This is a genomic window from Knoellia flava TL1, from assembly GCF_000768675.1.
Lineage (GTDB): Bacteria > Actinomycetota > Actinomycetes > Actinomycetales > Dermatophilaceae > Knoellia > Knoellia flava.
Window position 1 is genome coordinate 1 of sequence record NZ_AVPI01000044.1, and the last position, 19,023, is coordinate 19,023.

A 19,023-nucleotide genomic window follows, 5' to 3' on the forward strand; every position below is an offset into this window, starting at 1 on the left:
GCCTGGGTCGGCGGGGCCTGCTGGGGCTGGCCGGGCGGCGGTGGGGGCGGTGCGACGGAAGAGCCGGACATGCCCGGACCGGCGCCGGCCATGCCGGGCGGTGGGGGCGGGGTCGTCCGCAGCGCGAACGAGCTCAGCCCACCCTGCTGCTCGGCCTCCTGCAGCCCGGCCATGACGCGCTCGCGCTCACCCTCCGGGAGCGGTCGGCCGGTGGCCTCGAGGTAGGCGAGGACGCCGAGGTCGCGCAGCAGCCGGTCCGCACCGGCCGAGGTGCCGCCGGTGCCGGGGGTGCTGATCCCGGCCTGCGACATCGCCGCGTCGGCCTTCGCGGAGAGCTCGGTCGCCGCGGCCTTGGCCTTGTCGAGGAATCCCATGCCTGCCTCCTGGAGCCGGTCGAGCACGCCGTCCACGTGTTCCTCCAAACGATAGGTCCGGCTCGGCTGCGTCGAATACGTTTGGGCACAATCCATGTCGGACATCCGAGGGCACGGGCGGCGTGATCCCGGGGCCGGCGACGGCACAGGACAGGGGTCCCGACGATGGCCATCCACGGCTCGCTCTTCACCGACCACCAGGAGAACAGCTCGCAGGACCCGTTCTCCCACCAGAACAAGAAGCTGCTCAAGATCCAGATGGGCTACGGCGCGGTCTGGGCCAAGACCGGGAGCATGGTCGCCTACCAGGGCAACGTCCGCTTCACGAACACCGGCAGCGGGGGCGTCGCGAAGTTCGTCAAGTCGGCGATGACCGGCGAGGGCGTGAGCGTCATGAAGTGCGAGGGGCAGGGCGAGCTCTTCGTCGCCGACCTCGCCAAGGACGTGCAGGTCATCTACCTGCAGGACGACATGGTCTCGGTCAACGGCAACAACGTGCTCGCCTTCTCGGGCTCGATCGACTGGGACATCCACCGCATCCAGGCGCGCGGCGCGGCGATGACCGGCGGCCTCTACAACGTGTCGCTGCGCGGCACCGGCTACGTCGCCGTGACGACGGAGGGCGAGCCGGTCGCGCTCAACGTCGCCGGTGGCAACACCTTCGCCGACGCCCAGTCCGTCGTCCTCTGGACCGCTGGCGTGCGCAGCGACGTCCGCGTCGACACCGGCGGCCTCGGCTCGATGCTGCGTGGCGGGTCGGGCGAGATGCTGCAGATGGCCTTCTCCGGCGAGGGCTACGTCCTCGTCCAGCCGAGCGAGTCCGTGCAGCAGGGCAGCCACGCCCAGGCCGGGCAGTCCCAGGGCGGGCTCGCCGGCGGACTGGGCAACCTCCTCGGCAACTGACGCAAGGGCGCTGGGAGCACGACGCTGCGGCAGACTTCCCCCATGCACGAGCTTCACGAGCCGATGGACGCCGCGACCCTCCGAGCCATCCAGGCGCCGCTCAAGGAGCTCTACCGCGAGGAGCCCGACGAGGCGGTCGTCCACCTCACGGCGCGCGCCGACTGGCGCGACCCGGGCATCACGACGAGCGTCGACGTCTGGTCGGGCCGCACCCGCGCCGGCCTGCACCCGGCCACCGGTGGCGACGGTGACGACGCCTGCTCCGGCGACATGCTCCTCGAGGCCGTCCTCGCCTGCGCCGGGGTGACGATGCGGTCCGTCGCGACCGCGATGGGACTCAACCTGCGCACGGCGACGCTGCGCGCCGACGCCGAGTTCGACGTGCGCGGCACCCTCGGCGTCGACCGCGACGTCCCCGTCGGGCTCACCGGCATCACCATCACCGCGACCATCGACTCCGAGGCCGACGACGAGACCCTCGCCCGCCTGGCCGCCGCCACCGAGCGCTACTGCGTCGTCGGGCAGAGCCTCGCGACCCCGCCGACGATCACCGTGCGCCGCAGCCGGCGTTGACCGCAGCCGACGCCTCGCTCGGGCTCCTCCCAGCGGTCACGTCAGGACCACCCAGCCAACCCTCGTACCCTTGAGCGTGTGAGCGAGACCCCCACCAGCACGACCACCGTCCCCGAGATCGACCTGTCCGAGCAGCAGCGCATCCGCCGCGAGAAGCGCGCGCGCCTCCTCGAGTCGGGGATGGCGGCATACCCCGTGTCGGTCGACCGGACTCACGCCCTCGCCGACGTGCGCGAGGAGTGGGGCCACCTCGAGAGCGGGCAGGAGACCGACGACGTCGTCTCGGTCGCCGGCCGCGTCGTCTTCGTCCGCAACACCGGCAAGCTCGCCTTCGCCACGCTCCAGGAGGGTGAGGGCATCCGCCTCCAGGTCATGCTCTCCCTCGCCGAGGTCGGCGAGGAGTCGCTCGCCGACTGGAAGGCGCACGTCGATCTCGGCGACCACGTCTCGGTCACCGGCCGCGTCATCAGCAGCCGCCGCGGCGAGCTCTCCGTCATGGCGACGAGCTGGACCATGGCCTCCAAGGCGCTGCGACCGATGCCAACACTGCACAAGGAGCTCTCCGAGGAGTCGCGCGTCCGCCAGCGCTACGCCGACCTCATCGTGCGCCAGGAGGCGCGCGACATGGTGCGCACCAAGGCCCGCATCCTCAGCGCGATGCGCCACGAGCTCGAGGACCAGGGCTACCTCGAGGTCGAGACGCCGATCCTCCAGCTCATCCACGGAGGCGCCGCGGCCCGCCCCTTCCGCACCCACCTCAACGCGTTCGACCAGGAGATGACCCTGCGGATCGCGCTCGAGCTCAACCTCAAGAAGGCTGTCGTCGGTGGCGTCGACCGCGTCTACGAGATGGGCCGCATCTTCCGCAACGAGGGCGTCGACGCCACCCACTCCCCCGAGTTCACGATGCTCGAGGCCTACCAGGCGTGGGGCGACCAGATCACGATCGCCGACCTCATCAAGGACCTCTACCTCGCCGCCGCCGACGCCGTCGGCTCGCGGCTCATCGAGACCGACAAGGGCACGATCGACCTCGACGGCGAGTGGCGCTGGCTGCCGGTCCATGAGGCCGTGAGCGAGGCCGTCGGCGAGACGGTGACGATCCAGACCGACCTCGAGACCCTGCGCGCGCTGGCGGCGAAGCACGACGTCGCCGTCGACCCGTCGTGGGAGCGCGACAAGGTCTTCCTCGAGCTCCTCGGCGAGCTCGTCGAGCCGACCCTGCTGCAGCCGACCTTCCTCTGCGACTACCCCGCGAGCGCCCAGCCGCTCGCGCGCCCGCACCGCAGCGAGCCGGGCCTCATCGAGGCATGGGACCTCATCATCGGCGGCGTCGAGCGCGGCACCGGCTTCTCCGAGCTCATCGACCCCGAGATCCAGCGCGAGGTGCTCACCGAGCAGTCCCGCCGGGCCGCGGGCGGCGACCCCGAGGCGATGCAGCTCGACGAGGACTTCCTGCGCGCGCTCGAGTACGGCGCCCCGCCGATGGGCGGTCTCGGGCTCGGCGTCGACCGCCTCGTCATGCTCTTCACCGGGGCCAACATCCGCGAGACGATTCTTTTCCCCCACCTCAAGCCGGAGGCGTGACATGTGGGACTCCGTGTGGCCCTATCTCGCCGCGATCCTGCCGACGGTCATCGTCGCGGTGCTCTTCTATTTCCTCATGAAGCGGATCCTCGAGGGGGACCGTCGTGAGCGGCTTGCGCAAAGCCAATGGGAATCGGAGCAGGCAAACGACCACAAAGACAATTCCCACTGATAATCTTCGCTCGTCCTATTTCGACCGCGAAGGGAATTCAACATGGCACAGCGCGTCCAGGTGCTGCTCGTCGACGACATCGACAACACCGATGCTGACGAGACGGTGACGTTCGCTCTTGACGGCGTGTCCTACGAGATCGACCTCAACAACGCCAACGCCGCCAAGCTCCGCGACGCGCTGGCCCCGTGGGTCGGCCACGCACGCCGTTCGGGTGGTCGCAAGTCCACCGGCCGCAGCAGCGGCGGTGGTGGCGGCGGTGCGCGGCGCAAGGACGTCTCCGCCGTGCGCGAGTGGGCCCGTGAGAACGGCCACGAGGTCAGTGAGCGTGGCCGCATTCCCGCCGCCGTGCAGGAGGCCTACGACAAGGCCAACCGCTGAGCTCGAGCGACATTTCGAAGGCGACGGCACCCGACCCGGGTGACGTCGCCTTCGTCATGTCCCGGCACCACGGATATCTCGAATTCGTCGGTGGGCGCGACCTCTCCACGCCCCTGACCAGCGCATTTGCCAATTCCGTTGAATGGTGCAGGAAACTCACGGCGCAGAACAGTGCAATGTATGCCGTTCCCGCACCTCCCCAGATCGCTGCCGCATTCGTCCTCCAACACCTCCTCAGCATTCCCGCGCACGCCTGTGCATTTGCCGCCGCCACCGGTCCGTGGCGGGTCGACGTCGGCACCCCGGACGACCCGGCGCTCTCGTGCGACCTCGCCCCCGGGCTCTATCCCGAGAGGGTCGGCTTCCGTCACGTGGAGCCCGCGACGACCGACCGCGAGATCCGCACCGAGGAGGCGCGGACGGCATACAGGGCGCTCGGCACGGCGATCGCGAGCGCCTACGACGTCGGCGTGAAGATGTCGAGCCGACAGCGCCTCGGCATGGTCGACGACGTCTGGGAGATGGCCCTGCGCGAGGCGAGGGCGGCGACCGGCGACGGCTGGGGCCCGCCGGTGGAGCGGCGGTCGTGCTGCCTCATCTACGCCTTGCCCGGCTGCCACGAGTGCGCCGGCTGCCCTCGACTCGCCGCGACCTGAGTACCGATTCTTATGAGGCTGCGGCCCTCGACCCGGCATGGTTGGGCCATGGCGGTCCTCGCGCGAGCCCTCGGCATCGGGATGGCCGCTGCTCTTGTCTTCGCGGTGCTCATGCTGGGTGACGACGGCGAGGGCGGGGCCAACATCGGCGCCGGCCTCGCGGTCTTCGCCGTCGTGGCCCTCGGGAGCTTCGGCTGGGCCCTGCTCGATGGTCTCGGCCGGACGGGCACGGTGGCGTGGTTCGACGGCCGCCGAGGTGACGTCGAGCCCGGCGGCCGCGACGGTCTCCGCGCCCTGCTCGTCCGGTGGCTGCTCGTCTCGCTGCTCCTCGTCGTCCTCGTGCAAACCCTACGGGCGGCCGCCACCGGAGAGGGCCTGGTCGAGAACGAGGCGAGCACCTTCGTCTTCCTGCTGGTCCTCGCCGCCGGGCCGGGGTTGGCCGGTGCGGCGATCGGCTGGGCGGCGCAGAGGGCTCAGGTCCGCACGAACCGACCGCCGGCCACTCGATAGGTCACGACCCCACCGACCGCGGCCGCACTCGTCGGCGCGGACGGGTCGGCGAGTGCGACCGACGGCGGTGCCGGCAGGCGGTGGCCGGCCGCGATGCCTGCCGCCTGCGCGGCAGCGGGCGCGATGACGGCGGCGCCGAGGAAGGCGACGGCCGTGGCCGAGGCGACCGCTCCGGTGAGGCGGCGGGTGCGGGTGCGGGTGTGGCTGCGTGGCTCGGAGGTCTGCGTCGTGTCCATGCCGAGGACCCTGCTGGTCCGGCCCGTGCGCCGGCTGTGTGCGTGGTGTGCCCTCGGCATGAGCGGTCGAGGCCGACGGCCGGGACGTCGCGACTAGAGCAGGTCCTCGAGGAGGTCGCCGTACTCCTCGATGCGCTCGCCCATGTCCTCGAACATCACCTGCTCGAACACCTCGCCCTCCGCGCCGGCCTCCACCTCCGCCCACGTGCGCGGCGCCGCCACGCACGGCAGCTCGCGCCCCCGCAGCGAGTAGGGGCTGATCGTCGTCTTGGCCGCGACGTTCTGGCTCCAGTCGAGGAAGACCTTGCCCGGCCTCAGCGACTTCGTCATCTTCCACAGGACGAGGTCGGGGTGCTTCTTCGTCATCTCCTGCGCGAGCTGCTGGGCGAGGTCGCGCACCTCGTCGCTCGTGAGGTCGCCGCCGAGGCTGGCATAGAGCTGCATCCCCTTCGAGCCGCTCGTCACGGGATAGAGCTGGAGCCCGAGGGCGTCGAGACGCTCCCGCAGCAGGAGCGCGACCCGGGCGCACTCCCTGAGACCCGCCGGGCTGCCCGGGTCGAGGTCGATGACGAGCCGGTTGGGGTTCTCGCGCTCGCCGTCCTCGGTCACCGTCCACTGCGGCACGTGGACCTCGAGCGAGTTGAGGTTGACGAGGTAGACGAGGTGCGAGACGTCGTCGACCATCGGGTAGGTCACGTCGTCGACCTTCACCCGCGGCAGCCACGAGGGAGCACCACTGGGCAGGTTCTTCTCGAAGAAGCTCTGGTCGGCCACGCCATGGGGCCAGCGCACCCGCGTCACCGGACGAGCGGCGATGTGCGGCAACAGGATCGGTGCGATGCCGACGTAGTAGCTGAGCACCTCGCCCTTCGTCGTCTCCGTCGATGGATACATGATCTTGCTCAGGCTCGAGAGCTTCATCGTCCGGCCGCCCACGTCGACGCGGGTGATCTCGGGGACGTACTTCTCAGGCATCGCTCACCTCGTGCAGGTCGGCGGGGGTGAGGTCGCTGCGGACCCCGAGGTATGCCGGCTGGCGCAGCTTGCCGGTCGACCCACGTCCCAGGGACTGCACCTCGACGACGAGGGTGGGCTCGACCCAGAACGCACCGACCGCGTCCTCACGCGGCACCTCGTTGGAGAACGGGGAATCGCTGCGGGAGAGCGGTTCCAGCATGCGACCGACCCGGCCGCCCGCGGCGCCGGCGAGACCGGCACCGACGCGGCCGGCATACTCCCACCCGCCGGCACCGTCGGGAGTGCCGACGAGGACGGCTCCGAGGCGGTTCGTCGTGCCGGTCTCGGGGCGCCAGCCGCCGACGACGACCGAGAGGGAGGCGCGGTGCGGCGACTTGCGCCAGTCGGGCGAGCGGCGGCCAGGGGCGTAGGGCGAGGTGCGCCGCTTGCTGACGACGCCCTCGAGACCCTGCTCGCGCGTGGCGTCGAAGAGCTCCTCACCGTCGTCGTAGACCGGCGGCACCTGCCAGGCGCTCGATCTCAGGTCGAGCCGCTCGAGCAGCTCGCGCCGGGCCGACCACGGCTGGCTCGTGAGGTCCGAGCCGAAGAGCCGCAGCAGGTCGAAGGCCATGAACGTCACGGGGCGCGTCGTCGCGAGCTGGGCCGCCTTGCGCGCCGACGACACGTGCATCCGCTCCGCGAGCGCGGCGAAGGACGGGATCCCGCCGTCGAGCGCGACGACCTCGCCGTCGAGGAGGAGGTCGTCGTAGGTCTCGGCGAGGCCGGCAAGCTCGGGGAAGCTCACCGAGACGTCGCGGCCGGTGCGGCTCGACAGCACGAGCCGACCGTCGTGGACGTCGGCGAGGACGCGCATGCCGTCCCACTTCACCTCGTGCACCCAGTCGGCGCCCCGAGGGATCCCGTCGGCGACGGAGGCGAGCATCGGCTTCACCCGCCCATCCTTGCCCACAGCGGGACGTGCTGCGTGTTCAATCACCCCATGGGGACGACGACCGAGCCGGAGCGGCGCGGCAACCTGCGCTGGGCGATGCTCTTCGCCGGGGTCGTCGCAGCACTCTGGTTCGTGGCGCTCCCCCTGCTCAGCCAGTTCGACAGCGGCGTGGGGCACAACAGGGCTGCGCTCGCAGTGATCTGCGCCGCGATCGTGCTGACGCCGTTCGCCCTCGTCTGGTTCGTGGCCGAGGCACACCTGGAGTGGTCGCCGCGGGACAGGCTCGCCCGGGGGGTCGTGGGCTGGGTGCTCGCCCTCGGCACGCTGGCGATGCTCGTGCTTGCCTCCCCCTTCGCCGTGTACGTCTTCATCGTGAGCCTCGACATCCTCCTCCACGGCTGAGCCTGCGCCGAGGGCCCGGGGGTCGTTCCCCCCTCGACGACGACTCCGGCGGCGCGCGCCCGGCATACAGTGGCTCCATGCGTGCGATCTGGAAGGGCGCGGTCTCGTTCGGGCTGGTCAACGTGCCCGTGCGGCTCTACTCGGCGACCGAGAACCACGACGTGCAGTTCCGTCAGGTGCACCGCGAGGACGGCGGTCGGATCCGCTACAAGCGCACGTGCAGCATCGACGGCGAGGAGGTCGCCTACGACGACATCGCCAAGGGCTACGAGACCGAGGACGGCGACATGGTCATCCTCACCGACGAAGACTTCAAGGACCTGCCGAGCAGGTCCTCGAAGGAGATCAACGTCGAGAAGTTCGTGCCCACGGAGCAGATCGACCCGATGCTCCTCGACAAGAGCTACTACCTCGAGCCCGACAAGAGCGCGACCAAGCCCTACGTCCTGCTGCGCGAGGCGCTCGAGTCCGAGGGGCGCATGGCCGTCGTCACCGTCTCGATCCGCACCCGCATGACAATGGCCGTGCTGCGCGTGCGCGACGGCGTCATCGTCATGCAGACGATGCTCTGGCCGGACGAGATCCGCAGCCCCGACTTCGCCCACGTCGAGGAGGCCGGCGAGGCCACCGACAAGGAGATGGCGATGGCCAAGCTCCTCATCGAGCAGCTCGCCGGCGACTTCGAGGCGGACGACTACGAGGACGACTACGCGATCGCGCTCCAGGCCCTTGTCAAGGCCAAGGTCGAGGGCGGCGAGGTCAAGGCCCCGGCCGCCGAGGCCGAGGAGTCCGGCGAGGTCGTCGACCTGCTCGCGGCCCTGGCGAAGTCGGTCGAGAAGGCCAAGGCGTCACGAGGCGAGGCTCCGTCCAAGCCCGCCGCCAAGGCCGAGACTGCGTCGCCCTCGAAGTCGACGTCGAAGAGCGCAGCCAAGCCGGCGAAGAAGACTGCGGCCAAGAAGTCGACGACGAAGAAGACCGCCGCGAAGAAGTCTGCCAAGAAGGCCAGCTGACCCCGGACGCGAGAGCGCCTCGTATGCCGTTTGGACGGCATACGAGGCGCGTCGCGTCTCCCGGCAGGGCCGGGAGTCAGGCGTTCTCCTTACGGAAGGTGGCCGTGCCCCACCACAGCGAGACGACGAAGAGCACCGCCGCCCACGCCGTGCCGTAGACCATCGGGTCGCGCGCGAAGTCGCCGGAGAAGGAGGTGCGCACGCCGTCGGTGACCCAGCGGAAGGGCATCCAGTCCGACACCGACTGGAGCCACGTCGGGCCGAGGGTCATCGGCAGGAGGATGCCCGAGAGGAGAAGCACCGGCATCATCACCATGTTGATGACGGGCGCCATGACGTCCTCGGACTTCGTCGTCAGCGCGAGCGCGTTCGACGCCGCGGCGCACGCGCCACCGACGAGGAGGGTGAGCACGACGCCGAAGACGATGCCCTTGGCGGACCCGGTCATGCCGAGCGCGTAGCCGAGCCCGACGAGGATGAGCGCCTGCACGAGAAGCTGGATGAGGTCGCGCACGAGGCGGCCGACCAGCAGTGCGGTGCGGCTGGCGGGGGTCACCCGCTCGGCCTCGATGACGCCCTCGCGCCACTCGCCGATGAGGCTGAACCCGGCGAAGAACGCTCCGAAGACGCCGAGCTGGACGAGCATGCCGGGCACGAAGAAGGTGTACTCGTTCTCGACCCCGAGCTGGGTGACGAGCGGCTTGAGCAGCGGCCCGAAGAGGAAGAGGTACATCACCGGCTGGAGCATCCCGATGATGACCCACGCGGGGTTGCGCAGGTTCATGCGCAGCTGGCGGCGGAAGACGATGAAGCTCTCGCGCAGGAAGGTCATGACTGCTCCTGTCCGGCGAGGGCGGGCTCGGCCTCGCCCCCGGTGTCGTCCCTGGTCGTCTCCTGCGCGTCGCGCAGCGACCGACCGGTGAGGGTGAGGAAGACGTCGTCGAGCGTGGGACGGTGCACCTCGATCGACTCGAGGGCGATCCCGGCCGCGCCGAGGTCGGCGAGGAGCCCGGGGACGGCGCGCCCGGCCCGCGCCACCCGGGCCCGGACGTGGTTGCCGTCGACCTCGACGGCGTCGGCACTCCCGTGACCGACCTCGGCGATGGAGCCGAGCCGGGTCGCCGCGCTCCCGACGTCGCCGGGGTCGGCGAGCTCGAGGTCGACGAGGTCGCCGGAGACGTTGGCCTTGAGGTTCTCGGAGGTGTCGGAGGCGACGATGCGGCCGTGGTCGATGATGACGATCCGGTCGCTGAGGTGGTCGGCCTCGTCGAGGTAGTGGGTCGTGAGGAAGACGGTCGCCCCGCGCCGGCGGCGCAGGTCGGCGATGTGCTCCCACAGGTTGGCCCGGGCCTGGGGGTCCAGCCCCGTCGTCGGCTCGTCGAGGAAGACGAGCGTCGGGTCGTGGATGAGCCCCATGACGATGTCGAGCCGCCGCCGCTGGCCGCCGGACATGTTCTTGGGCATCCGGGTCCAGAGCCCGTCGAGGTCGAGCTGCTCGAAGAGCTCCTGCCCTCGCGCCCTCGCGTCGGCGCCCTTCATGCCGTAGAGCATCCCGTGGTCGACGACCTCGTCGCCGGCTCGCGCCGCGCTGAACGCGCCACCGGCCTGCGAGACGTAGCCGATGCTCCGGCGGACCTGCTCGGACTCGCGCACGACGTCGTAGCCGGCGACGGTCGCGGTGCCCTCGGTGGGTCGCAGGAGCGTGGTGAGCATGCGCAGCGTCGTCGTCTTGCCCGCGCCGTTGGGCCCGAGGAACCCGACGACCTCACCCTCGGCGACATCGAGGTCGACGCCGTCGACGGCCCGCACCTCGGACTTCTTCTTGCCCTCCCTCGATCGGAAGGTCTGCACCAGCCCGCGTGCGTGGATCATGGCCTCTCCTCGACCTCGTCCGGCCCGGGACCCGCCTCCCGAGCGCAGCTCCGAGCCTAGGACGCACCTCAGACAGCCGTGACCCAGAATGGGCAGATGCCCGAAGGCCACACCCTCTACGCGCTCGCCCGCGACCTCGACACCGCCTTCCGCGGCACCTCGCCGACCGTGACGAGCCCGCAGGGCAAGTTCGCCGAGGGCGCGGCGTTGCTCAGCGGCACCGAGGTTCTCGGAGCGACGTCGTGGGGCAAGCACCTCTTCGTCGAGTTCGCCGGCGACCGCTTCCTCTGGGTACACCTCGGCCTCATCGGCACCTTCACGATCGACACGACCTCGTATGCCGGCGAGCTCCCCGTCGTCGGCCAGGTCCGGTGCCGCTTCGCGACGGACGACCACGTCGCCGACCTGCGCGGGCCGATGGTGTGCGACGTCGTCACGCCCGAGAAGGTCGACGAGGTCCTCTCCCGCCTCGGCCCCGACCCGTTGCGACCGGCCGACCCCCGCTCGGACCCCGATCTCGCGTGGAAGCGGATCACGCGCTCCGGCAAGCCGATCGCCGAGCTGCTCATGGACCAGGCGGTGCTCGCCGGGGTCGGCAACGTCTACCGCTCCGAGGTGCTCTTCCGGCGCCGGGTCCACCCGTTCCGGCCCGGCAACAAGCTCCAGCGCAAGACGTGGCGGGCGATCTGGGAGGACCTCGTCGCCCTCCTCCCCCTCGGGGTCGCGACGAGCAAGATCGTCACCGTCTCCGAGCAGGTCGACGAGGTGGCGCTCGGGCTCGAGGCGGGCGAGGACGTGCGGCTCACCGAGCGTGAGTCCTACGTCTACAAGCGGGCGGGCGAGGCGTGCGTCGTGTGCGGGTCGCGGATCCGCACCCAGGTCGTCGCCGGCCGCAACCTCTTCTGGTGCGGCAACTGCCAGCGCCGCGGCTGAGACCTAGAAACAATTCGGTGGCGGACGGCATACGAGCCTCGCCACACTGGTCGACGGACAGTCCGCAGGACTCCCCGAGGTGCCGGCCGGGCACGAGGTTCGGGGGCGCGCTGCGGCCGCGGCGTTCAGGGGCGCCGGCGGCCCGGCCGCGCCCCCGCCCGGTCGGTGCACCTCGCCCCTCGCGGGGCCGGCCCGTGTTGTGACCGGCCCCGCGGGCGGCGTTCGCTTCCGCCGTGAGCGAACATGAGCCGACCCGGCTCAGGCGTGGAACACCCCACCCGTATGCCGCGTTGGACCCCGTGACACACCTCTTGCCCTCCTCGACCCCGCGACCGTCCTCGACAGGGCGGTCCCGTCGTTCAGGGAGCGGGGATAGCATCGAGGTGACTCATATCAGTCAGGAGCCAGCACCATGTTCGAACGGTTCACCGACCGGGCCCGCCGGGTGGTCGTCCTCGCCCAGGAAGAGGCGCGGCTGCTCAACCACAACTACATCGGCACCGAGCACATCCTCCTCGGCCTCATCCACGAGGGCGAGGGTGTCGCCAGCAAGGCCTTGGAGAGCCTGGGGATCTCTCTCGACGCCGTCCGCGAGCAGGTGCAGGAGATCATCGGGCAGGGCCAGCAGGCCCCGACCGGCCACATCCCGTTCACGCCGCGCGCCAAGAAGGTGCTCGAGCTGAGCCTGCGCGAGGCTCTCCAGCTCGGCCACAACTACATCGGCACCGAGCACATCCTCCTCGGCCTCATCCGCGAGGGCGAGGGCGTCGCCGCCCAGGTCCTCGTCAAGCTCGGCGCGGACCTCGGTCGGGTGCGCCAGCAGGTCATCCAGCTCATCTCGGGCTACCAGGGTGGCAAGGAGGGCGCTGCTGCCGGTGTCGGCCAGGGCGGCCCCGCCGAGGGCACGCCGGCCGGTTCGCTCGTGCTCGACCAGTTCGGTCGCAACCTCACCGTGGCTGCCCGCGAGGGCAAGCTCGACCCGGTCATCGGGCGTGAGAAGGAGATCGAGCGGGTCATGCAGGTGCTCTCGCGACGCACGAAGAACAACCCCGTCCTCATCGGCGAGCCCGGCGTCGGCAAGACCGCCGTCGTCGAGGGCCTCGCCCAGGACATCGTGCGCGGCGAGGTGCCCGAGACCCTCAAGGACAAGCAGCTCTACACCCTCGACCTCGGCGCGCTCGTCGCCGGCAGCCGCTACCGCGGTGACTTCGAGGAGCGGCTCAAGAAGGTCCTCAAGGAGATCCGCACCCGCGGTGACATCGTGCTCTTCATCGACGAGATCCACACCCTCGTCGGCGCCGGTGCGGCCGAGGGCGCGATAGACGCGGCCTCCATCCTCAAGCCGATGCTCGCCCGCGGCGAGCTCCAGGTCATCGGTGCGACGACCCTCGACGAGTACCGCAAGCACATCGAGAAGGACGCCGCGCTCGAGCGCCGCTTCCAGCCGATCCAGGTGGCCGAGCCGACTCTGGCCCACGCCATCGAGATCCTCAAGGGCCTGCGCGACCGCTACGAGGCGCACCACCGCGTCTCGATCACCGACGGTGCGCTCGTCGCGGCCGCCAACATGGCCGACCGCTACGTCAACGACCGCTTCCTCCCTGACAAGGCCATCGACCTCATCGACGAGGCCGGCGCCCGGTTGCGCATCCGTCGCATGACCGCGCCGCCGGACCTGCGCGAGTTCGACGAGCGGATCCAGGCCGTCGTGCGCGAGAAGGAGTCGGCGATCGACGGGCAGGACTTCGAGAAGGCCGCGCGCCTGCGCGACGACGAGAAGAACCTGCGCAACGAGAAGCAGCAGCGCGAGAACGAGTGGAAGAGCGGCGACCTCGACGTCGTGGCCGAGGTCGACGAGGAGCTCATCGCCGAGGTCCTCGCCGCGAGCACCGGCATCCCGGTCTTCAAGCTCACCGAGGAGGAGTCGAGCCGGCTGCTCCACATGGAGGACGAGCTGCACAAGCGCGTCGTCGGCATGGACGACGCCATCAAGGCGCTCTCGCAGGCGATCCGTCGCACCCGTGCGGGCCTCAAGGACCCGCGCCGTCCGGGTGGGTCGTTCATCTTCGCCGGGCCCACGGGTGTCGGCAAGACCGAGCTCGCCAAGACGCTCGCCGAGTTCCTCTTCGGTGACGAGGACAGCCTCATCCAGCTCGACATGTCGGAGTTCAGCGAGAAGCACACCGTCTCGCGGCTCTTCGGCTCGCCCCCCGGCTACGTCGGCTACGAGGAGGGTGGCCAGCTCACCGAGAAGGTCCGGCGCAAGCCGTTCTCGGTCGTCCTCTTCGACGAGGTCGAGAAGGCCCACCCCGAGATCTTCAACAGCCTGCTCCAGGTGCTCGAGGACGGCCGCCTCACCGACTCCCAGGGTCGGATGGTCGACTTCAAGAACACGGTCATCATCATGACGACCAACCTCGGCACGCGGGACATCACCAAGGGCGCCCTCGGCTTCTCGGCCGGCCCGGACACCCGCACCGACTACGACCGGATGAAGGCCAAGGTCCAGGACGAGCTCAAGCAGCACTTCCGGCCCGAGTTCCTCAACCGCGTCGACGACACGATCGTCTTCCCCCAGCTCACGCAGGAGGAGATCATCCAGATCGTCGACCTCGAGATCGCCAAGCTCGACAAGCGCCTCAAGGACAAGGACATGGGCATCGAGCTCACGCCCGCGGCCAAGATGCTGCTCGCCAAGCGTGGCTACGACCCGGTGCTGGGCGCGCGACCGCTGCGTCGCACGATCCAGCGCGAGATCGAGGACGTGCTGTCGGAGAAGATCCTCTTCGGTGAGCTCAAGTCCGGCGAGATCGTCGCGGTCGACGCCACCGGTGAGGGCAAGGAGGACTCGTTCACCTTCGAGGGCACGCCGCACGCGCACGCCATCGAGGTGCCGGTCGTCACGGCCGGTGCGTCGGCTCCGCCGAGCAGCGGGACGGCCGCCTCGGGCGAGTGACCGCGCGGGTCGCCTGAGCGGACCCGACCGAACGACGAAGGCGGCGTATGCCGGGAGCGAGAGCTCCGGCATACGCCGCCTTTCGTCTGTCCCCACCGCCGTGCACAACTCGCCAATTCCTCCCGTTCCGCACACGGCCGGACGTACCGTACGAGGGGAATTGGCGAGTTGTGTACGTCAGGAGAGGCGGGCGAGCATCTCCTGCATCTGCGAGATCTGCTTGCTCTGGGTGACGTTGATGTCGGCGGCCATCTCCTCGACCATCTCCTCGCCTGCCACCTTGCCGTGGGTGCCGACCATCGTCAGGGCGCCCTTGTGGTGGGCCGTCATGAGCCGGAGGAAGAGCCGGTCGGCCTCGACACCGCTCGCCCGCGCGAGCTGCTCCATCTGCGCGGGGGTCGCCATGCCGGGCATGCCGGCGTGGTCGTGGTCGCCGAGCCGCGGGTTCGTCGCCTGCGGCGGGACCTCCTGCTTGCGCTCCTCGAGCCACGTCGTCATCGCGAGGATCTCGGGCTTCTGCTCGTCGCCGATGCGCGAGGCGAGGGACTTCACCTGCGGGTCGGTGAGCCGCGGCAGGGCGGTCTCGACCATGACGAGCGCCTGGGAGTGGTGGACGATCATGTCCTGGTAGAACGTCACGTCGCCGGGCGAGACCGTCCGCGCCGGCCGGGTGGCCATGCCGCCACTGATCGTCTCGTTCGGCTCACCCGGCAGACCGGGCTTGATGACCGGGTCGCTCGACGTCGGCCCAGGGGTGCCGGGCACGGGTTGGGGGTCGGCGTCGCCGGAGCAGCCGGAGAGGCCGAGACCGAGCACTGCGGCGAGCGTGAGCGTGGTGGTAGCGCGAAACGGCATGTGCGGCACTGTAGTTGGCGGGCCTGTCCCTCACTGATGTCCGATGCGGACACAACCCGCGGGTAGGGAGTTCTTACCTTCCCTTTACCCACCTCTGGGAACTTTTCGACAAGGCTGGCGCGCACCGCACATCACACCCTGGGTCGCAGCTCCCCGGCGGGCCCATCGGAGGAGGAACCATGAGGCTTTTCCGCACAGTGGGGATCGCGGCCGCTGCCGCGCTCGCCGCGAGCGGCCTGGGCGTGGCTTCGGCCGGCGCCGCAGACGTCCCGCCGGAGGTGGTCGGCGCCTACGGCACCGCACTCGCCCCCGACCAGGTGGGTCGCAGCGCCAACGTCCAGCACCTGTTCAACACCCCGCACGTCACCCCTGTCGACGGCACCGGCAGCGACATCGCCTTCTCGGGCAACAAGGCGTTCGTCGGCAACTACAACGGCTTCGTCATCTACGACGTCACGAACGCGGCCTCACCCGAGGTCCTCGCACGCGTCAGCTGCCCCGGCTCGCAGAACGACATCACCATCTCGGGCGACCTGCTCTACCTGTCGACCGACTCCTCGCGCAGCGACACCTCGTGCGCCTCGACCACCTCGCCGGCGACGCTGAAGGAGTCGTGGGAGGGCATCAAGATCTTCGACGTGTCCAACCCTCGCGTGCCGAAGTACATCAAGGCCGTCGAGACCGCATGCGGCTCGCACACCAACACCCTTGTCCCGGGCAAGAAGAGCGACTACATCTACGTGTCGTCCTACTCGCCGCGCGCGGAGTACCCGGACTGCCAGCCGCCGCACGACTCGATCAGCATCATCGAGGTGCCGAAGAAGAGCCCGACCGACGCCAAGGTCGTCGCCGTGCCCAACCTCTTCCCCGACGGTGGCAACCCCGGCGGCACGCAGCCGTCCGGTGACGGCTACTCGGCCACGACCGGCTGCCACGACATCACCGCCTACCCGTCGCGCAAGATCGCGGCCGGCGCCTGCATGGGTGACGGCGTCATCATGGACATCTCGAACCCGGTGGCCCCCAAGGTCATCGAGACCGTCCGCGACACGACGAACTTCGCCTTCTGGCACTCGGCCACGTTCAACAACGACGGCACCAAGGTCGTCTTCACCGACGAGCTCGGTGGCGGTGGGCGCGCGACCTGCAACGCGACCGTCGGCCCGAACCGTGGCGCCAACGCGATCTACGACCTGTCGTCGTCCAACGAGCTGACCTTCAAGTCGTACTACAAGATCTCGCGCCACCAGAACGACAGCGAGAACTGCGTCGCACACAACGGCTCGCTCATCCCGGTCAAGGGCCGCGACGTCATGGTCCAGTCCTGGTACATGGGCGGCACGTCGATCTGGGACTTCACCGACTCGGCGAACCCGCGTGAGATCGGCTACTTCGAGCGTGGCCCGAACGGTGGCAACGGTGGCGGTGGCGGCGGCACGTGGTCGTCCTACTACTACAACGGCCACATCTTCAGCTCCGACCTCGGCAAGGGCTTCGACGTCCTCAAGGTCACCGAGCCCAGCCTCCAGTCGGCGACGAAGGTGAAGATGGACGAGCTCAACCCGCAGAGCCAGCCGGTCTACAAGACCCGCTGACCCGACATCGGGTGCCTCCAGCCGGGGCGTCCGAACGGACCGGCCGTCCGCGCCTCGTGCGCGGGCGGCCGGTTTCGTCGTTCCTCGCGATAATCGTCGGTATGCCGTCCGCTTCCCTTCCGCCCACCCAGCCCTCCACTCCGGCGCCGGTCGGGGACACGACGGGGGCGCACGGCATACGGATCCGCCCGGCTCGCACGCGTGACGTGCGGGCGATGCGGACCCTGGTCACCCCGCTCGCCGAGCAGCGGGTGCTGCTCCAGAAGGAGGCCGTCGCCTACTACGAGACGGTCGGGGACTTCGTCGTCGCCGAGCAGGACGGCGAGGTCATCGGGTGCGGAGCGGTGCACGTGCTCTGGGAGGACCTCGCCGAGATCCGCACCCTCGCGGTCTCGTCGGCGGCGCTGGGCACCGGCGTCGGCTCACGCATCCTCGAGAGCCTCGTCGAGCGGGCCCGCGAGCTCGGGGTGGAGCGGCTCTTCTGCCTCACCTTCGAGACCGACTTCTTCACCCGGCACGGGTTCTCGCCGATCGAGGGACAGGCGGTCGAGCCCGAGGTCTACCTCGAGCTGCTGCGCTCCTACGACGAGGGCGTCGCCGAGTTCCTCGACCTCGAGCGGGTCAAGCCCAACACCCTCGGCAACACCCGGATGCTCCGCGTCCTCTGAGCGCCCCGGTCAGGCCGGTGCTCGCCGGGTCCGGCGCAGCTGCACCGACAGCAGCAGGACGAGCACGAGCAGCCCGCTGATGACCCCGAACCCGAGCTCGGGGTCGAGCGGCAGGGCGATGCCGATGCCGCCGCCGATGACCCAGGCGATCTGGAGCACGGTCTCGGACCACGCGAAGGTCTGGGTGCGGACGTTCTCGGCGACGTCGCGCTGGATGATGGCGTCGGTGCTCAGCTTGATGACCTGCGAGCACAACCCGGCGCAGAGCCCGAGGACGAGCAGCGTGACGAGCGAGTAGGCGAGGGCGGTCGCGAGCGCCGCCGCGACGATGAGGAGAAACGCGGCCGCGACGATCCGGTCGGGCGGCAGGCGTCGCAGGGCGTTGCCGACCACGGTCCCGAGCGCGTTGCCCGTGCCCGCGGCTCCCACGACGAGCGCGAGGACGAGCGGGCCGCTGTAGCCCGGGATCGGGTGCTCGCGCATGAGGAAGGCCATGAAGAGGGTGAGGAAGCCGGTGAGCAGCCGGCCGCCCATGGCACTGACGAGTGCGGCCCGCACGGTGGCCGGCAGCGCGAGGACCCGGGCACGCAGCCGGTCCCCCGCCCAGGCGAAGCGGCGACGGCTCTGGGCGGGGACCGGTCGGGCGACCGCGGTGCCGTGCCGCTCGCGCAGGGGCTGGGTGTCCTCGATGTCGACCTCGCCGGCCGACGAGTCGACCCTCGCCGGCAGCCGGATCGCGAGGACCGTCCCGACGACGTAGACGACGAACGCGAGCCGCAGCGACCAGTCGGGCCCGATCCGCGACACGGCGCCCGCGAGACCGCCGCCGACGGCCATCGCCGCCACCCCCGCGAGCGCGATGCGCGAGTTGGCGTTGACGAGGGTGAACCCCGGTGGCAGCAGCCGCGGGATCGCCGCCGACCGGGTGACGCCGTAGGCCTTGGACGCCACGAGGCAGCCGAGGGCCGCCGGGAAGAGCCAGGGCGAGTCGGTGACGACCGCACCGGCGAGCACCCAGCAGAGGAAGGCGCGCAGCGCGAGCGTCGTCCCGATCGCCCATCGGCGGCCGTGCCGGAACCGGTCGAGCAGCGGCCCGATGAACGGCGCGAGCAGGGCGAAGGGGGCCATCGTCAGCGCGAGGAACTGCGCCACCTGGGCGCGAGCCTCGTCGGTGGGGATGGCGAAGATCGTGCCCGCGAGGCTCACCGTGAGGGCGGCGTCCCCGACGATGTTGACGAAGTGGAGCTCGACGAGGCGCCCGAGACCGCTCTCGTCCGCACCCTTGGAGCGCGCGAAGGCCCGAGCCCGCATGGCCCCGGCGCGGCTGCCGCGACCGGCGAGGCGGGCCCCGCCGACGGTGCTGCGGCCGACGACCCGGAAGACCTTGCCTGCACCTGCTCGCACGCCGTAGGGGTCCGGCGGCGGCCGGCG

At 70.4% G+C, this 19,023-nt stretch carries 21 protein-coding genes; 13 read left to right on the top strand and 8 right to left on the bottom strand.

The annotated features are described in order from the left end of the window. Window positions 1-410 (bottom strand): hypothetical protein (locus N798_RS12655; protein WP_035948985.1); only part of this gene is annotated, 410 nt, incomplete at its 3' end. A 129-nt stretch (window positions 411-539) separates the two neighbouring features. On the opposite strand from N798_RS12655, the gene N798_RS12660 reads away from it, so the two are divergent. The 7 genes from N798_RS12660 to N798_RS12690 all read left to right on the top strand — a co-directional run bounded on the left by N798_RS12660 (window position 540) and on the right by N798_RS12690 (window position 5,156). Then, window positions 540-1,277, top strand: a complete 738-nt coding sequence (locus N798_RS12660; RefSeq protein WP_035948986.1) for an AIM24 family protein — start codon at window positions 540-542, stop codon at window positions 1,275-1,277. Window positions 1,278-1,319: 42 nt separating this feature from the next. Next, window positions 1,320-1,850, top strand: coding sequence for an OsmC family protein (locus tag N798_RS12665; RefSeq protein WP_229708783.1), 531 nt, complete (start codon window positions 1,320-1,322; stop codon window positions 1,848-1,850). 78 nt (window positions 1,851-1,928) lie between these two features. Further along, a complete protein-coding gene (gene lysS / locus N798_RS12670; RefSeq protein ID WP_035948988.1) occupies window positions 1,929-3,437 on the top strand; it encodes a lysine--tRNA ligase in 1,509 nt (502 codons plus the stop codon). Window position 3,438: 1 nt separating this feature from the next. Continuing rightward, entirely contained in the window at window positions 3,439-3,609 is a 171-nt protein-coding gene (locus N798_RS12675; protein WP_035948989.1) for a hypothetical protein, read from the top strand. Between the two features lie 42 nt (window positions 3,610-3,651). Beyond that, a complete protein-coding gene (locus N798_RS12680) occupies window positions 3,652-3,990 on the top strand; it encodes a histone-like nucleoid-structuring protein Lsr2 (RefSeq protein ID WP_035948990.1) in 339 nt (112 codons plus the stop codon). A gap of 176 nt (window positions 3,991-4,166) precedes the next feature. Further along, window positions 4,167-4,646, top strand: coding sequence for a (2Fe-2S)-binding protein (locus N798_RS12685; protein WP_035948991.1), 480 nt, complete (start codon window positions 4,167-4,169; stop codon window positions 4,644-4,646). A gap of 48 nt (window positions 4,647-4,694) precedes the next feature. After that, complete coding sequence (locus tag N798_RS12690; RefSeq protein WP_035948992.1) at window positions 4,695-5,156, top strand: hypothetical protein; 462 nt, start codon at window positions 4,695-4,697, stop codon at window positions 5,154-5,156. Here the strand turns inward: N798_RS12690 and N798_RS12695 are convergent. From N798_RS12695 to ligD (N798_RS12705), 3 genes are all read right to left on the bottom strand, one after another. Then, a complete protein-coding gene (locus N798_RS12695) occupies window positions 5,120-5,392 on the bottom strand; it encodes a hypothetical protein (protein WP_035948993.1) in 273 nt (90 codons plus the stop codon). The genes N798_RS12690 and N798_RS12695 overlap by 37 nt on opposite strands. A gap of 93 nt (window positions 5,393-5,485) precedes the next feature. Next, window positions 5,486-6,367: a non-homologous end-joining DNA ligase gene (gene ligD / locus N798_RS12700; protein WP_035948995.1), complete on the bottom strand. Its 882-nt coding sequence runs from the start codon at window positions 6,365-6,367 to the stop codon at window positions 5,486-5,488. Then, window positions 6,360-7,301, bottom strand: coding sequence for a non-homologous end-joining DNA ligase (gene ligD, locus N798_RS12705; protein WP_229708780.1), 942 nt, complete (start codon window positions 7,299-7,301; stop codon window positions 6,360-6,362). Before ligD (N798_RS12705) ends, ligD (N798_RS12700) begins: the two co-directional genes overlap by 8 nt. A gap of 48 nt (window positions 7,302-7,349) precedes the next feature. Here ligD (N798_RS12705) and N798_RS12710 point away from each other — a divergent pair, with 48 nt between their 5' ends. Then, window positions 7,350-7,703: a hypothetical protein gene (locus tag N798_RS12710; protein ID WP_035948996.1), complete on the top strand. Its 354-nt coding sequence runs from the start codon at window positions 7,350-7,352 to the stop codon at window positions 7,701-7,703. A gap of 77 nt (window positions 7,704-7,780) precedes the next feature. Then, the gene (gene ku, locus N798_RS12715) at window positions 7,781-8,713 is read left to right on the top strand and encodes a non-homologous end joining protein Ku (RefSeq protein WP_035948997.1); all 933 of its coding nucleotides are present in this window, start codon (window positions 7,781-7,783) and stop codon (window positions 8,711-8,713) included. Window positions 8,714-8,789: 76 nt separating this feature from the next. Here ku and N798_RS12720 read toward each other — a convergent pair whose 3' ends face one another. Together N798_RS12720 and N798_RS12725 are read right to left on the bottom strand one after the other, a co-directional pair. After that, window positions 8,790-9,545 (bottom strand): ABC transporter permease, encoded by a 756-nt coding sequence (locus tag N798_RS12720; protein WP_035948998.1) that lies wholly within the window; start codon window positions 9,543-9,545, stop codon window positions 8,790-8,792. Then, complete coding sequence (locus N798_RS12725; protein WP_052117306.1) at window positions 9,542-10,585, bottom strand: ATP-binding cassette domain-containing protein; 1,044 nt, start codon at window positions 10,583-10,585, stop codon at window positions 9,542-9,544. The genes N798_RS12720 and N798_RS12725 overlap by 4 nt, the downstream gene beginning before the upstream one ends. Before the next feature lie 96 nt (window positions 10,586-10,681). Here N798_RS12725 and N798_RS12730 point away from each other — a divergent pair, with 96 nt between their 5' ends. Both N798_RS12730 and N798_RS12735 read left to right on the top strand, forming a co-directional pair. Continuing rightward, window positions 10,682-11,518 carry an Fpg/Nei family DNA glycosylase gene (locus N798_RS12730; RefSeq protein WP_035948999.1) on the top strand — a complete coding sequence of 279 codons (837 nt, stop codon included), beginning with the start codon at window positions 10,682-10,684 and terminating at the stop codon, window positions 11,516-11,518. A gap of 412 nt (window positions 11,519-11,930) precedes the next feature. After that, the gene (locus N798_RS12735) at window positions 11,931-14,474 is read left to right on the top strand and encodes an ATP-dependent Clp protease ATP-binding subunit (protein ID WP_035949001.1); all 2,544 of its coding nucleotides are present in this window, start codon (window positions 11,931-11,933) and stop codon (window positions 14,472-14,474) included. A 177-nt stretch (window positions 14,475-14,651) separates the two neighbouring features. On the opposite strand, the gene N798_RS12740 is transcribed toward N798_RS12735, so the two are convergent. Continuing rightward, the gene (locus N798_RS12740; protein WP_035949002.1) at window positions 14,652-15,329 is read right to left on the bottom strand and encodes a DUF305 domain-containing protein; all 678 of its coding nucleotides are present in this window, start codon (window positions 15,327-15,329) and stop codon (window positions 14,652-14,654) included. A gap of 179 nt (window positions 15,330-15,508) precedes the next feature. Here N798_RS12740 and N798_RS12745 point away from each other — a divergent pair, with 179 nt between their 5' ends. Together N798_RS12745 and N798_RS12750 are read left to right on the top strand one after the other, a co-directional pair. Beyond that, complete coding sequence (locus N798_RS12745) at window positions 15,509-16,924, top strand: LVIVD repeat-containing protein (protein WP_035949003.1); 1,416 nt, start codon at window positions 15,509-15,511, stop codon at window positions 16,922-16,924. A gap of 101 nt (window positions 16,925-17,025) precedes the next feature. Further along, on the top strand, window positions 17,026-17,592 hold the full coding sequence (locus N798_RS12750) for an amino-acid N-acetyltransferase (RefSeq protein WP_084100668.1): 567 nt from the start codon (window positions 17,026-17,028) through the stop codon (window positions 17,590-17,592). Window positions 17,593-17,601: 9 nt separating this feature from the next. On the opposite strand, the gene N798_RS12755 is transcribed toward N798_RS12750, so the two are convergent. Further along, on the bottom strand, window positions 17,602-19,023 hold a 1,422-nt coding region (locus N798_RS12755; RefSeq protein WP_052117310.1), incomplete at its 5' end, for an MFS transporter.